Consider the following 14,800-nt stretch of genomic DNA (forward strand, 5'->3'; position numbering starts at 1 on the left):
CAGCTTGCGACGACGCGCGACGCCGAGCCTGCGACGAAGCGGGTCGCTGCGCCTGCGACGACGCGGGACGCCAGCCTGCGACGACGCGGGACGCCAGCTTGCGACGACGCGCGACGCCGAGCCTGCGACGAAGCGGGTCGCTGCGCCTGGCCGCCGGCTGACGGGAGGCGGAGGCGCCCGGGAGATCAGCTCGCGGGGAGCGCCTCTGACGGGTCGGCCGCCGCGGCGGCCGTGGAGGGATCCGTCACGGTGGTGGGCAGGTCGGCGAGGAGCGGGTCGGTCCAGGTCCACGCCGCGCCGTAGCGTGCTCCGACCGCGCCATGGCGGGCGGCCTCGACGCGCAACGGCAGTCCGAAGATCCCGATGAACCCGACGGCCGCCGCGTGGTCGAACGCGTCGCCCTTGTCATAGGTCGCGAGATCCTTGTCGTAGAGCGAGAGCGGTGAGCGCCGGCCCGTCACCATCGCCGAGCCGTGGTCCAGCCTGATCCGGACCTCGCCACTGACCACCCGCTGCGAGGACGCCACGTAGCCGCGCAGGTCGCGGTGGAGCGCCGAGAACCACAGTCCGTCGTAGGTCAGCTGGGCGAGCTCGTTCGCGACCAGACGGTTGAAGCGGAGGGTGTCCTTGGTCAGGGTCATCCCCTCGAGCGCTCGATGCGCCTCATGGAGCACCGTGGCCGCAGGCGCCTCGTAGATCTCGCGGCTCTTGATCCCGACGAGGCGGTCCTCGACGTGGTCGATCCGGCCGACGCCGTGGGCACCGCCGAGCAGGTGGAGTCGATCGACGAGGTCGACCGCTGCGAGCCGTTCGCCGTCGATGGCGACCGGCACGCCGCCCTCGAACTCCACGACGAGCTCGATCGGGGCGGGCGCGTTCGATGGCGCGACGGTCCACTCGTAGGCGTCCGCCGGCGGAGTGACCCACGGATCCTCCAGGACGCCGGTCTCGCAGGAACGACCCCAGAGATTGACGTCGATCGAGTACGGCGAGGCCTTCGTGATCGGGATCTCGATCCCGCGCTCGGCGGCGTAGTCGATCTCCTGATCGCGGGTGAGGCCCATCCCGATCCGCATCGGGGCGATGACCTCGAGTCCCGGGTCGAGGGCGTGGACCGCGACGTCGAAGCGGACCTGGTCGTTGCCCTTGCCGGTACAGCCGTGGGCCACTGCGTCGGCGCCCTCGCGGCGGGCGACCTCCACGAGGAGCTGGGCGATGAGCGGCCGGGCGAGCGCCGTCGCCAGCGGATAGGCGCCCTGATAGAGCGCGTTCGCCTGGAGGTGCGGCCAGACGAAGTCGCGCACGAACCGGTCGCGGGCGTCGACGACGTAGGCGCGCGACGCGCCTGCGCTGATCGCCCGCTTCTCGACGCCCTCGCGGAGCGAGCCGCCACCGACGTCGACGGTCAGGGTGACCACCTCGGCGTCGTACTGCTCGCGAAGCCAGGCGACGGCGACGGAGGTATCGAGCCCTCCCGAGTACGCGAGAACGACCTTCTTCATGTCACGACCTTCCGCTGAGCACTGGGGTGGGCCTCGGCGCGGTGCCCGACGGTCCGCGGAGCGCATCGAACCGCTCGAGCCAGCGCTCGAGGCGGGCCTCGTCGGCGAACAGGACGAGGAGGGTGTTGTCGCCGGCGAGCGTGCCCTCCTGGTCCGTGAGGCTCGACTGGTCGATCGCCTGGGCGATCGAGCCGGCCGTGCCCGGCGTCCCGGTGAGGACGAGGATCAGTCCGCTGCGCCCGACCGTCACGGGGATGTCGGCGAGGAGACGGCGGAGCTGGGCGTCCGTCCCGGCCGCCGGCGACCGGGCGATGTCGGACGCCGCGACGTAGATGTGACCGTCCGCGCGGGGCACCTTGACGAGACCCAGTTCGGCGACGTCGCGGCTCACGGTCGCCTGGGTGACCGCCATGCCCTGCCCCTGGAGCGCGGCTGCTAGCTCGCGCTGGCTGCCGATCGGCTCGCGGCCCACGAGCTCCCGGATCGCCCGTTGGCGGGCGATCTTCGACGGTCCCGTGGCGCGGTCGCGGGCGTCGACGCTGCGGGTCGCGGTCACGACACGGCTCAGGCGACGCCGGCCCGCGCCGGCCGGGCGGCGGTGATCCGGGTGCCGAAGGTCGGGTCCGCCAGGGCGCGCTCGAGGGCGGCCGGGGCCGACGAATCGGCGATGACGGCCTCCGCCTCCGACCAGCCGAGCGCTCCGAGGGCGGCCCGGATCTTGGGGACCATGCCTCCGCCGATGACGCCCGACGCGATGAGCTCCTCCGCCTCGGCGACGGTCAGCGTCTCGAGGCGACGGCCGTCCGCGTCCCGGACACCATCGACGTCCGTGAGGAGGACGAGCTGGCGGGCGCCGAGACCGGCGGCGATACCGGCCGCGACATCGTCGGCGTTGACGTTGCAAACGACCCCCTGTTCGTCGCGCGCGAGCGGGGCGACGACCGGGACCTGGTCCGCGACGAGGATCGCATCGAGGAGGTCGCGCCGGAGGCCGACGACGTGGGCGACGAGTCCCATCCCTGCGACCCGCTCGGCGATGAGGAGCCCGCCGTCCACTCCGGACAGGCCGACGGCGTCCACCCCGAGGTCTCGCAGGCCGGACACGAGCTCGCTGTTGACGACGCCGCGGAGGACCGCCGCGGCGACTTCGAGCGCCTGGGCGTCCGTGACCCGCAGGCCGCCCTCGAACCGGCTCGGGACGCCGAGGCGCTCGAGCCACTCGGTGATCCGGCGACCGCCGCCGTGGACGAGCACCACCGGTCGGCGGCGCGCGATGGTCGCCACCTCGGCGAGGACCTGCGCCTGATCGGCGATCGTCGTCCCGCCGAGCTTGACGACGAGGATCTCGCTCACGTCGTGTACTCCGCGTTCTCGCGCACGTACGCCTCCGTCAGGTCGCAGCCGAAGGCCTCGCCGAGGCCGTCGCCGAGGCCGAGGTCGAGGCGGACGAGGCACTCCGGGGCGTCCATCGCCGCCCGGATCGCCGCCTTGTCCGCGGTGACCGGACCGCCCGTCCGGCCGTCGAAGACGAGCGTCCCGGCGATCGCGATGCGGAGGCGATCCGGCTCGAGGCGGGCGGGGCGACCCGCCCGCGCCTCGGCCGCGGCCAGCGGCAGGCCCGCGGCGACGAGCACCGCCGCATCGGCGAGGCGGGCGTTCCCGGCGGCGCCCGCGATGCGGCCCCAGTTCGGGTCGCGACCGTGGACGGCGGCCTTGACGAGCGAGCTCGCAACGACCGCCCGGGCGACCGCCCGGGCATCCGCATCGTCGACGGCGCCGGTGACGAGACAGGTGAGGAGGGTCGTCGCCCCTTCGCCGTCGGCCGCCTGCTGGCGGGCGAGGTCGCGGGCGACCGCCTCGATCGCGCCGCCGAGCGCGACCGCGCCGGGGGTCCCGGCCTCGATCGGGTGGGCACTCGCTGTCCCGCTCGCGAGGACGATGACGGTGTCGTTCGTGCTCGTGTCGCCGTCGACGGTGAGCTGGTCCCACGTCCGCGCGACCGCGGGTCGGAGCAGCCCGGCGAGGGTGGCGGGCTCGATCGCCGCGTCGGTCAGGAGGACTGCGAGCATCGTCGCCATCCGCGGATGGATCATCCCCACACCCTTCGCGATGCCGGATACCCGCACCGGGGTCGGGCTGCCGTCCGGGCCCCGGATCTCCACCGTCGTCGTCGCGACCTTGGTGCGCGAATCGGTCGTCCGCAGGGCGATCGCCGCGGCCTCGAGCCCGCCATCGGTCGCCACGAGCCCCGTCCCCGGGATGGCGCCGCCACCCCCGGCGAGGCCGGCGATCCCCGGCAGCACGCGATCGAGCGGCAGCCGGACGCCGATGACCCCGGTCGACATCGTGAGGACCCGCTCGACCGCCACCCCGAGCGCGGCGGCGGTGGCCTCGGCGACCGTGGCCTGATCCGCCGCACCGGCCGGCCCGGTCGCCGCGTTGGCACTGCCGGAGGTGGAGACGATGCCGTCGACCCAGCCGCACGCGCCGCCGCCGCCCGGGGCTGTCGCGGCGAGGTGAGCCCGGCTGACCGTCACCGGGGCAGCCGCGAAGGCGTTCGGCGTGAACACGGCCGCCGCCGCCGCCGGGGTTCGGCCGCGTCGATCCGGGGCGACGGCGATGATCGCGAGATCCGGCCGACCGGACGTCTTGATCCCGATCGCCGCCCCGCCGGCGACGAAACCCGCCGGCAGCGCGGCTCGGCGCTCGACCGGCGGCAGGACCGTCCCGGGCGTCGGAAGATCCTCCGCCGGGCGGGCTTCGGTCGTCATCGGGAGACGGGTCCGATGGCCGTCCACGATCCGGTCACGGCGCGATCGGCAGCTGGTCGAGGCCGGCCGTCTCGGGCAGCCCGGCCGCGAGGTTGAACGCCTGGATCGCCTGGCCGGCGGCCCCCTTGACGAGGTTGTCGATGACGCCGAGGGCGAGAATCCGGTTCGTCCGCGTGTCGTGGAGGACGCGCACCCGGGCGTCATTGCTGCCCCGCACGTGCTTCGTCGCGGGACCGAGGCCGGACGCGACGACGTGGACGAAGGGCTCGTCCCGGTAGGCGGCATCGTAGAGGCGATCGAGCTCCGCCTGGTCGACCGGACGGGTCGGTCGGACGTGGCAGGTCGAGAGGATGCCGCGGTCCATCGGGATGAGGTGGGGGACGAAGTCGACGGATCGACCGCCGGGGTTGGCGTCGCCCGGCAGTCCGGCCTCCCGGCCACAGGCGGCGAGCTCCTGCTCCATCTCGGCGACGTGGCGATGGCCCCCGAGGCCGTAGGCGCGGACGCTTTCGTTCACCTCGCCGAACATGAGATCCGCCTTCACCTCGCGGCCGGCGCCCGAGACGCCGCTCTTCGCGTCGACGACGAGGTCGCCGACGAGCCCGGCCCGGGCGAGCGGCGCGAGGGCGAGGAGCGTCGCCGTCGGGTAGCAGCCGGGCACCCCGACGATCCGGATCGGGGCGTCGACGAGCGCCGTAAGCGCGGATCGGTGAAGCTCGGGCAGGCCGTACACGGCGACCGGCAGGAGCTCGGGCGCCGGGTGCTCGAAGCCATACCAGCGCGGGTAGTCCGCGGCGTCGCGGAGCCGGAAGTCCGGTCCGAGGTCGACGACGAGCCGGCCTCCCGCCGCGAGCCCCGGGACGAGCGCACCCGCCGCCCCGTGGGGGAGGGCGAGGAAGTATGCATCGGCGTCGGGGGTCGCGGCGTCCACCGTGAGGCTCGTCGAGCCGAGGTGGGGGTGGACACCGTTGAGCGGAGCATGGTCGCGATCGCGGCCGACGAGCCCGACGATGTCGACGAACGGATGTCGGGCGAGCAGGCGGACCAGCTCGCCGCCGGCATACCCGGTCGCGCCGATGATGGCGACCCGGATCCGGGCGGCCCGGTCGTGGCGGCGGTCCGCGATCGACGCAGCGACGATCTCCGCCTCGGCGCGCGCGCTCACCGGCGCACGTGGTCGCTCACGGGCGACCGCGCTGGGCACGTCTCCGATCCGTGGACCGCTGCCATGACATGCATGATGATACAGGGCATATGCATAGTCATGCAACGACCGGGCGTTGGAACGGGCCGCTCACGAGCACCTCGCCCTCCTCTGGCGATTCGTCCGGGCGGAGGATCCGGTAGCGATGATGGATCTCGGTCGGGCCCGCGGACAGCATCGCGTTGACCGGGCAGTACCTCGTCGCGGAGAGCTCGATGCAGCGACGGATTGCCGCGGTCTCGAGGCCGGGTCCGGTCATCTCGTGCACGACGTCGATCCGGGTGAAGTAGTCGGGATGGCCGTCGCGCTGCTCGGCCCGCACGTGGATCACGTACGCGACGAGCTCCTGACGCTGCTTGAGGGCGATCGAGTGGACGTCGATGCCAGCGCATGCCGCGAGCGCCGCGATCACCGCCTCGGTCGGCCGGAGGGCCGTGTCACCGGCCGCCGAGTCGAAACCGATCTCGTGGCCGGATCCGGTGCTGGCGACGAAGCGGTCGCCACCGGCGTGGCGGACGTCGACGGTCTTGACCTTCACGATCCGTGCGCTCCTCGAGGGTGGGGAAGACTCGATCCGTATGGCGGATGGTAGTCCGCGCGGCGCGACGATCAGGCGACCGGCCGGACTGCCTCGAGCGGTGTCCCGTTCGCGGGCTCGATCGTGGTGAGGAACTGCTCCCGGTAGAGGCGGGCATAGAGACCGTCGCGGGCGACAAGCTCGGCGTGGGTCCCGCGCTCCACGATCCGCCCCCGATCGTAGACGAGGATGAGATCGGCTCGCAGGATCGTCGAGAGTCGGTGGGCGATGGCGATCGTCGTGCGGGTCTCCTCGAGTCGCTCGAGGGCGGTCTGGATGAGTCGCTCGCTCACCGTGTCGAGGGCGGACGTCGCTTCGTCGAGGATGAGGATCCGCGGATCCTTGAGGAGGACGCGGGCGATCGCGATCCGCTGCTTCTCGCCGCCTGAGAGCTTGTAGCCCCGTTCGCCCACGATCGTGTCGTAGCCGTCCGGCAGCTCCGCGATCCGATCGTGCATCGCGGCGGCCCTGGTCGCCGCCTCGAGCTCGGCAACGGTCGCCTCGGGTCGGGCGTAGAGGAGGTTCTCCCGGATGCTCGCGTGGAACAGGTAGGTCTCCTGGGTGACGAAGCCGATCACCTCACCGAGCGAGACGAGGGTGATCCCGCGAACGTCGAGGTCGTCGATCTCGACCGCCCCGCCCGTGACATCGTAGAGGCGCGGGATCAGGTAGGTCGTCGTCGTCTTGCCCGAGCCGGACGGACCGACGAGCGCGACGAGCTGACCGGGCTCGGCGACGAAGTCGATGCCGTCGAGTGAGAACGGCAGGGGGGCCGGGACGTCGTCGACTGGCGCCGCGAGCACCGCGGGGATCGTGGTCACGTCGCCCGCGGCGGCGAGCGCCAGGGGAGCGGCCTGCTCGTCCGCCATCGCCGCGACGATCGGCGCCGCGGCCGGGTAGTGGAATCCGACGTCCCGGAAGCGGAGGCGACCGCGGACCGTGGTCCGGTCGAGGGCCACCGCGTCCGGCGCATCGACGATCTCGGGATCCATCTCGAGGTACTCGAAGATGCGGTCGAACAGGGCGAGCGCGCCCTGGATCTCCACCTGGACATTGAGGAGCTGTCCGAGCGGGAAGAAGAGGCGGCTCTGGAGCGTCGTGAAGGCGACGATGACGCCGGCCGTCGGCGCCGACGGGTCGCCCTGCGCGGCGAGCGTGGCGGCGAGCCAGTAGACCGCGGCGGGGGTGATGCTGAAGATCGTGCTGATGATCATGAAGAACCAGCGGCCGACCATCGCCTGGCGGATCTGGAGGAGTGCGAGGCGCCCGTTGAGGGTCCGGAACCGGGCGATGTCCTGGGCGCCCTGGCCGAAGGTCTTGGAGAGGAGCATCCCGCTGACGCTCAGCGTCTCCTCGGTGAGAGCGGAGATGTCCGCGAGCGACTTCTGGGTCTCGCTGCTCACCTCGCGGCGGACCTTCCCGACCCGGTACGTGAGATACATGAAGAACGGCAGGAGGCCGAGCGACAGCGCTGTCAGCCGCCAGTCCAGGAGCAGCATCGCGACGACGGTCGACAGCACGGTCGCGACGTTCGCCGTCACCGAGCTCGCCGTGTCCGTGACGATCGCCTGCACGCCGCCGACATCGTTCGCGAGGTGGCTCTGGATCTCGCCGGTGCGCGTCTCCGTGAAGAAGCGGAGCGGCATCTTCTGGAGGTGGCCGTAGAGGGCTCCCCGGAGATCCTGCATCACGTTCTGGCCGATGAGGTTGTTGACGTAGGTGAGGCCTACGCCGATGAGACCAGAGACGATCGGCACCGCGATCATGAGGCCGACGTAGAGGTCGAGCCGCCCATAGTGCCGGCCGACGATCACGTCGTCGATGAGGAGTTTGAGGAGGTACGGATTGATGAGGCCGAGGAGGCTCGTGACGATGATGGCCGTGAGGACGATCGCGACCTGCGGCCGATACGGCCTGAAGAACGCCGCGATGCGGCGGATGGTCCGACCCCGGCGCTCCGGCGGGACCCGATAGCTCTCGGGATAACCACGGCCGCTGATCCGTCCGCTGCCCCGACCGAGCGAGCCGCCGAGGGCGGCCCGTCCGCCTCCGCCTCGCCCGCCGAATCCCATCCTTCAGGCCCGCCCGGGTGCGCCGCCGATCACGAGGCGGACGCGGCGCTCGTCGCGGTGATCCCGCTCGCCTCGAGCCATCGCTCTGCATCGATCGCGGCGCGGCAACCGTCCCCGGCCGCCGTCACCGCCTGCCGGTAGCGGTGATCGTGGACGTCACCGGCGATGAAGACGCCCTCGACGCGCGACCCGGTCTGGTCGCGGACCACCAGGTAGCCCTTGGCGTCGATCTCGAGCCGGTCGCCGAAGATCTCCGTGTTCGGCCGATGGCCGATCGCGACGAACAGGCCGTCCGTCGGCATGACCCGGGCGTCGCCGCTCGAGGTGTCGCGGAGGCGGAGGCCCTCGACGTGGGCGTCGCCGAGGACCTCGTCGACGGCGGTGTTGTAGTGGATCTCGATCTTCGGGTTCGCGATGGTCCGGTCCACCATGATCCGGCTGCCCCGGAACTGGTCGCGGCGGTGGAGGAGATGGACCTTCGACGCGAACCGGGTGAGGTACGTCGCCTCCTCGAGGGCCGTATCGCCGCCGCCGACGACGGCGATCTCCTTGTCGCGGAAGAAGAATCCGTCGCAGGTCGCGCAGGCGCTCACGCCGCGACCGCGGAGCCGTTCCTCGCTCTCGAGGCCCAGCCACATCGCCGACGCGCCGGTCGCCACGATCACGGCCTCGGCGCGATATTCGATGCCGCGGGCCCAGATGCCGAACGGACGGCTGCCGAAATCGACCCGGTCCGCGTCGACGTCGACGATCCGGGCACCGAATCGCTCCGCCTGGGCGCGCATGGCGGCCATGAGGTCCGGGCCCTGGATCCCGTCCGGGAAGCCCGGGTAGTTCTCGACGTCGCTCGTCAGCATGAGCTGGCCACCGGCGCCCGACCCGGCGAGGACGATCGGGGTGAGGTCCGCCCGGGCCGCGTAGATCGCGGCGGTGAGGCCGGCGGGCCCGGAACCGATGATGACGACGTTCGAATGGATCGGCGACCCGTCGCCGCGCGACGACATCGGTCCGCCGGGCGCCGCGACGGCCTCGCCGAGGATCGCGAGGGGGGTCACCGCCGGAGGCGCCGCAGCGATGGGCGCCGGCGAAACGGACGTTGCCGCCTCATGGCCGAAGTCGATCGTGAGAGACGGGGATCGGCTCGCCGTCCCGGCGTTCGTCATCTGCTCGTTCATCGCCTCAATCCTAGCACGACCGCGATACCCCTGGGGAGTATACGGCGCCGGTCTTCAGTCCCTGCTCAGAGCGTCCTGAGGGCCGGGATGACGTCGCGCCCGATGAGCTCGAGGCGCGAGATGTCGTCGACCCCGCGGACGCTGAGGATGAGGTGCTGGACCCCGACATCGGCGAGCGCGCCGGCCCGATCGACGATGGCAGCCGGCGTGAGCGCCCCGTCGGCACCTCGGGCGTCGATCGCGACCGGCTGGAGGGTCGACCGTTCGATCTCGTCGAACGGTCGACCGACGGCCTCGCAATGACCGCGCAGGACCTCGAACTTGTGATGGAGCGTCTCCGGCGACCCGAACACGTTGCAGGCGTCGGCGTAGCGCGCGACGAGGCGGAGTGTCCGCTGCTCGCCGCCGCCGCCGATCATGATCGGCGGGTGCGGTCGCGAGAGCGGCGGTGGGCTGTTAAGGAGCCGCGTGGCATGGAACTGGCGGCCCTCGAAGGGCGCCTCCGTGCCCCGTTCGGCCTGCCACATCTCGTGAGCGATCCGGAGGGTCTCCTCGAGCATCTCGAACCGCTGGCCAAGCGGCGGGAAGGGGAAGCCGAGGCTTCGCGATTCGTCCTCGTTCCAGGCCGCGCCGATGCCGAACCAGGCCCGACCGCCGGACAGGACGTCGAGTGTCGTGGCGGCCTTGATCCAGAGGCCCGGCAGCCGGTAATGGACACCGCCGACGAGGAGCCCGAGGCGGGCCCGAGTCGTGTTCGCGGCCAGGAAACCAAGCGCGGTCCAGCCTTCGAGCATCGGGTCGGTGACGGGGCCGACGCCTCGGATCTGGAAGAAGTGGTCCATCACCCAGATGGAATCGAATCCGGCGTCGTCCGCGGCACGGGCGATCCGGCCGAGGGTCGGGCCGATGGCTGCCGGACCGCCTGGCCAGGTGAACGACGGGATCTGGAGACCGAGCTTCACGGGTTCCTGCCCTTCGCGTGCGTCGCCGGGTCGCCGCTCGCGCCCAGCCGGGTCGCCGCTCGCGTCCAGATGGTTGCAGGGTAAGCCGCTTCGCGTCGAACAGTGTGCGCCAGAGGCCGTCCCGGCTTCGGGACTCCCGGCTCCTGTCAGTGGAAGAGGTCGAATGCCTCCGGCATGAGGGCATCGCCGATCGTCGCCTCGGATCGGGTCGGCCGTGCCCCCCGGACGACCGCGAGCGGACGGCCGCTCGCCTTGCCGAGGGCGAGCTCCGCCGCGGAGGCGATCTCGTCGGCGACCGCCCGGATCGTCGAGCGCATGAGGCGGCCGTCCGCGTCCGGCGTCCCCCGGAGGTCCTCGAGCGGCGCGATCCCGCTCACGCCGATCGCGACATCCGTGATGCCCCATCGCCAGGGCCGCCCGAAGCTGTCCGAGACGATGACCGCGACGTCCATCCCGAGCTCCCGGCGGATCGCGTCGCGGAGCCGGGTCGCGGAGGCGTCGGGATCGGTCGGCAGGAGGAGCACGACCTCGCCCGACCGCCGCCCCACGTTCGACGCGTCGACGCCGCCGTTCGCGCAGATGAACCCGTGCCGAGTCTCCGTGATGAGGACCCCGTTCGCCATCCGCACGACCCGCCGAGCCTCGCGGAGGACGACCTCGATCTGTCGTGCGTCGCGGTCCCATCGCTCGGCGAACGCGATCGCCTCCGGACGTGGTTCGATCGTCGCGAGATCGACGAGGGCGCCCTCGGCCTTCGAGACGATCTTGGAGGTGACGACCACCACGTCGTCCGGGCGGAGTGGCCCGCCGGACGCGAGCGACCCGCCGGGCGAGAGCGCCGCGGCGAGGGCCTGGGCGACGATCGCCGGCAGATCGTCTCCGCTGACGACCTCCGGCACGCCGGGCACCGCGACGATCTCGACACGACCGCCCCCGGCCTCAGTGGGCATGGGGCCGTTCGAGGATGGCCGGTGCCGCCAGGAGCAGATCGTCCGGCGTGTCGAGGTCGACGATGAGCGGTCCGCCGAGCTCGACATATCGCGCACCGGCCGCACGGGCCCGGGTCGCGTGAGCCGAGCGGCTGTCGCCGCCGAACGCGAAGTCGATGGCGTCCGGCGGACGGACGAACAGGAGGTTGGTGCCTCGACCGTGCCGGTCGGGCACGAGGGCGACGAGCCGGACGTCGGGTGGCGAGTCGGCGGTCGCCGCCTCGATCGCCTCGTCGAGGGCGCGCGCCGAGACCGCCGTGAGATCGATCGGCAGGACGAGGACGGCACTCGCGCCGAGGTCGACGGCCGCGCGCCGTGCGGTGTCGAGCGCGTCGACGAGGCCGATCCCCGACTCGTCGATGGCATGGGCCCCGGCGGCGCCGGCGAGGTCGCGGGCCACGGGATCCGCGCTGACGGTGATCGTCGCGGCGATCCGCCTGGCCGCCGTCGCTGCCCGGATCGTCCGTTCGAGCAGTCGGACGACGAGGTCGCGCCGCTCCTCCGGGTCGAGGACGCCACCGAGTCGCGACTTCGCCCCCTCCAGGGAGCGGACCGGGACGATCGCGACGATCCGCTCGGGCGGGCCGATCCGACCACGATCGAGAGAGGCCGGCAGGCTCACGGGCACCCCGTCCCTACCCGTCCGCCCGCAGCGCATGGATCGCCTCGAGCACGGTTCGCCCGAGGGCGATCCGGCTCGGGTCGTCCGTCATGACCGTGGGCGCGACGAACGTCCGGAGGCCGACCCGTTCGATCGCCGGAGCGAGGTCGGCGTCCTCCGTGTCGAGGACGAATCCCGAGGCGACGTCGGCATACAGTCGGGCCACGCCGAGGGCGCTCGATTCGTGACCCAGGCTCGCGAGCATCCGGTCCGCCGGACCCTTGAGCGCGCTGCCGCCGACGATCGGGCTCAGCGCGACGATCGGGACGCCGCCGCGCCGGGCGCCGGCGAGCAGGTCGCGCATCCCACGGACCGCGAGGATCGGTGCGATCGAGACGACCGGATTGGACGGGGCGATGACGATGCCCTCCGCGAACCCGAGCTCGCCACGGACGCGGGCCGGTGCCTCGGCCCGGTCCACGCCGACGAAGCGGACCTCGTGGACCACGGGTTCCTGCCGGCGGTGGACGAAGTACTCCTGGAACTCGAGCCAGCCGTCGTCCGTGCGGACCTCCGTCCGGACGTCGTCGTCGGACATCGGCAGGACCGTGGCCCTGACCCCGAGGGAGCGGGCGACGGCGACGGCCACGTCCGTCAGGCGGGCGCCGGCGCGGAGGCGGGCGGTGCGGACGATGTGCGTCGCGAGGTCGCGATCGCCGAGCTGGAACCACGTCTCCTCGCCGAGCCGGGCGAGCTGCCCGGCGACGGTCCACGTCTCGTCGCGGAGTCCCCAGCCGCGTGTCCGGTCGTCGAGGCCGGCAAGGGTGTAGGTCACGGTGTCGAGATCGGGGCAGACACGGAGGCCGTGACGATCCGTGTCGTCTCCGGTGTTGACGACGACCGTGAGGTCGGCGTCGAGGATCGCCTGGAGGCCGAAGGCGAGTTTCGCCCCGCCGACGCCACCGGCCAGCTCGACGACGCGCACCGCTCAGCCGGCCTCGATGGCGGTTCGAACCTCTCCGATCCGCTCGAGCGTCTCGCGATCGAATGGCGCCGGCAATCGGGCGATGACGTGACGGAATCCGAGTTCGATGTATGGGGCGAGGTCGGCGGCGATCGCGTCCGGTGGGCCGGCGAGCACGGGGATGTCGAAATCGACGGTCATCCCGTTGTGGGTCCGCAGCTCGGCAAGGCGCGTGAGCGCCGCCTCGCGAGTCGAGCGGATGACGATCGGGAAGCTCACCGTGCGTTCGATCGCCGCCTGGTCGCGTCCCACCTCGCCGCAGTGGGCCCGGAGCGCCGCATCGGCGTCGCGCACGGCGTCCAGCGTGCCCGCGGCGTTCCAGGCGTCGCCGCGGAGGGCGACCGTCCGAAGGGTCTTCCGGCGTCCCGAGCCCCCGATGAGGATCGGCAGTCGGGCCTGGATGGGGCGCGGCTCGCAGACGGCATCGTGCAAGGTGTAGAAGCGACCGTCGTGGGTGACCCGTTCCCCGTCGAGGAGGCGACGGAGGATCTCCACTGCCTCGTCGAACCGGTCGAGTCGCTCGCCGGCGCTCATCCCGAAGTCGATTCCGAAGGCATCGTGCTCCCGCTCGAACCAGGCCCCGCCGATGCCGAGGACCGCCCGACCGCCGCTGATCGCGTCGAGGGTCGTCGCGAGCTTGGCGGTATGGCCGGGTCGGCGGAACGTGTTCGCCCCGACCATGAGGCCGACGGTGACGCGCGAGGTGACCGCGGCGACGCCCGCCAGGGCGAGCCAGCCTTCGAAGATCGGCTGCTCCCACGGCCCCTGGATCGCCAGCAGATGGTCCCACGTCCAGACGCCGTCCCAGCCGGCGGCCTCGGCGGCGATCGCCGCGTCACGGAAGCCAGCCCAGTCGGATCGCTGCGACCAGAGCTGGGCGCCGAAGCGGACGCTCACCGGTGGAGCTTCGGCAACACGTCGCGTCCGAACACCTCGATCCAGCGCGCCTGATCGCGGCCGACGTTGTGGAGATAGATCCGGTCGAAACCCAGGTCGAGGAATCGCTGGATGTACGCCCGGTGAGCCTCGGGATCCGCGCTGATGAGCATGCGACCCTCGAAATCCTCCGCTCGAACGAGCCTGGCCATCTGCTCGAAGTCGGACGGGCTGCGGATGTCCTGCTTGGGGAACTTCATCCCGCCATTCGGCCATTCGACCATCGCGTTCCGCATCGCCTCCTCGTCCGTCTCGGCCCACGAGAGATGGAGCTGGAGGATGAACCGGAAGTCCGCCGGGTCCCTGCCCGCTTCGCGGCAGCCCTCGCGGCACTTCTCGAAGATCATCTCGATCTTCGACTCGGGGGCGCCGACGGTGATGAGGCCATCGGCGAACATGCCCGTCTTCCTGGCCGTGATCGGTCCGGCGGTCGCGATGAGGATCGGCGGCGGCTCGGCCGGCATCGTCCACAGGCGGGTGGTCTCGAGCTTGAAGAACCTGCCGTCGTGCTTGACGTCCTTGCCGGAGAAGAGCTTGCGGATGATCTCGATCGCCTCGAACATCCGGGCGATCCGTTCGGGCGTCTCCGGCCAGTAGCCGCCGATGACGTGCTCGTTGAGCGCCTCCCCTGAACCGAGGCCGAGCCAATGGCGCCCGGGATACATCGCGGCGAGCGTCGCCGACGCCTGGGCGACGATCGCCGGGTGCATCCGGAAGCTGGGGCACGTGACGCCCGGCCCGACGTCACCGGAGGTCCGCTCGGCGATCGCGGTCATGACGTTCCACACGAAGGCGGCATTGCCCTGCTGCGGGACCCACGGCTGGAAGTGATCGGCGGCCATGACCCCACGGAACCCGTGCTGCTCGGCAAGGACGCTGTAGTCCGTCACCTCGCGCGGCCCGAACTGCTCGAGCATCGCGGCGTAGCCGATCGTCGCCTCGCTCATCCGACGTCCTCCGCGAGCTCGATGTGGACCCGGCGTGGCC

14 protein-coding genes are annotated in these 14,800 nt (G+C 72.0%); all 14 read right to left on the bottom strand.

The window, feature by feature from the left end; translation table 11 throughout:
* Positions 1–185: 185 nt before the first annotated feature.
* Positions 186–1,568, bottom strand: coding sequence for an argininosuccinate synthase (locus IVW53_11535; protein ID MBF6606201.1), 1,383 nt, complete (start codon positions 1,566–1,568; stop codon positions 186–188).
* Positions 1,504–2,058 (bottom strand): arginine repressor, encoded by a 555-nt coding sequence (locus IVW53_11540; GenBank protein MBF6606202.1) that lies wholly within the window; start codon positions 2,056–2,058, stop codon positions 1,504–1,506. Before IVW53_11540 ends, IVW53_11535 begins: the two co-directional genes overlap by 65 nt.
* Before the next feature lie 8 nt (positions 2,059–2,066).
* Entirely contained in the window at positions 2,067–2,855 is a 789-nt protein-coding gene (gene argB, locus IVW53_11545) for an acetylglutamate kinase (protein ID MBF6606203.1), read from the bottom strand.
* A complete protein-coding gene (gene argJ, locus IVW53_11550; GenBank protein ID MBF6606204.1) occupies positions 2,852–4,273 on the bottom strand; it encodes a bifunctional ornithine acetyltransferase/N-acetylglutamate synthase in 1,422 nt (473 codons plus the stop codon). Before argJ ends, argB begins: the two co-directional genes overlap by 4 nt.
* Before the next feature lie 34 nt (positions 4,274–4,307).
* Positions 4,308–5,366: an N-acetyl-gamma-glutamyl-phosphate reductase gene (locus tag IVW53_11555; GenBank protein MBF6606205.1), complete on the bottom strand. Its 1,059-nt coding sequence runs from the start codon at positions 5,364–5,366 to the stop codon at positions 4,308–4,310.
* 169 nt (positions 5,367–5,535) lie between these two features.
* Positions 5,536–6,015, bottom strand: a complete 480-nt coding sequence (locus IVW53_11560) for an OsmC family protein (protein ID MBF6606206.1) — start codon at positions 6,013–6,015, stop codon at positions 5,536–5,538.
* Between the two features lie 71 nt (positions 6,016–6,086).
* Positions 6,087–8,126, bottom strand: coding sequence for an ABC transporter ATP-binding protein (locus tag IVW53_11565; protein MBF6606207.1), 2,040 nt, complete (start codon positions 8,124–8,126; stop codon positions 6,087–6,089).
* A gap of 29 nt (positions 8,127–8,155) precedes the next feature.
* Positions 8,156–9,130, bottom strand: a complete 975-nt coding sequence (gene trxB / locus IVW53_11570) for a thioredoxin-disulfide reductase (protein MBF6606208.1) — start codon at positions 9,128–9,130, stop codon at positions 8,156–8,158.
* A 236-nt stretch (positions 9,131–9,366) separates the two neighbouring features.
* A complete protein-coding gene (locus IVW53_11575) occupies positions 9,367–10,263 on the bottom strand; it encodes an LLM class F420-dependent oxidoreductase (GenBank protein ID MBF6606209.1) in 897 nt (298 codons plus the stop codon).
* Between the two features lie 146 nt (positions 10,264–10,409).
* A complete protein-coding gene (gene cofE / locus IVW53_11580) occupies positions 10,410–11,213 on the bottom strand; it encodes a coenzyme F420-0:L-glutamate ligase (GenBank protein MBF6606210.1) in 804 nt (267 codons plus the stop codon).
* Positions 11,203–11,874, bottom strand: coding sequence for a 2-phospho-L-lactate guanylyltransferase (gene cofC, locus IVW53_11585; protein ID MBF6606211.1), 672 nt, complete (start codon positions 11,872–11,874; stop codon positions 11,203–11,205). The genes cofE and cofC overlap by 11 nt, the downstream gene beginning before the upstream one ends.
* Positions 11,875–11,887: 13 nt before the next feature.
* Entirely contained in the window at positions 11,888–12,838 is a 951-nt protein-coding gene (locus IVW53_11590) for a 2-phospho-L-lactate transferase (protein MBF6606212.1), read from the bottom strand.
* A 3-nt stretch (positions 12,839–12,841) separates the two neighbouring features.
* Entirely contained in the window at positions 12,842–13,774 is a 933-nt protein-coding gene (locus IVW53_11595; GenBank protein ID MBF6606213.1) for a TIGR03560 family F420-dependent LLM class oxidoreductase, read from the bottom strand.
* Positions 13,771–14,760 carry a TIGR03557 family F420-dependent LLM class oxidoreductase gene (locus tag IVW53_11600; protein ID MBF6606214.1) on the bottom strand — a complete coding sequence of 330 codons (990 nt, stop codon included), beginning with the start codon at positions 14,758–14,760 and terminating at the stop codon, positions 13,771–13,773. Before IVW53_11600 ends, IVW53_11595 begins: the two co-directional genes overlap by 4 nt.
* Positions 14,761–14,800 lie beyond the last annotated feature (40 nt).

Source organism: Chloroflexota bacterium (genome assembly GCA_015478725.1).
Classification (GTDB): Bacteria; Chloroflexota; Limnocylindria; order Limnocylindrales; family CSP1-4; genus C-114.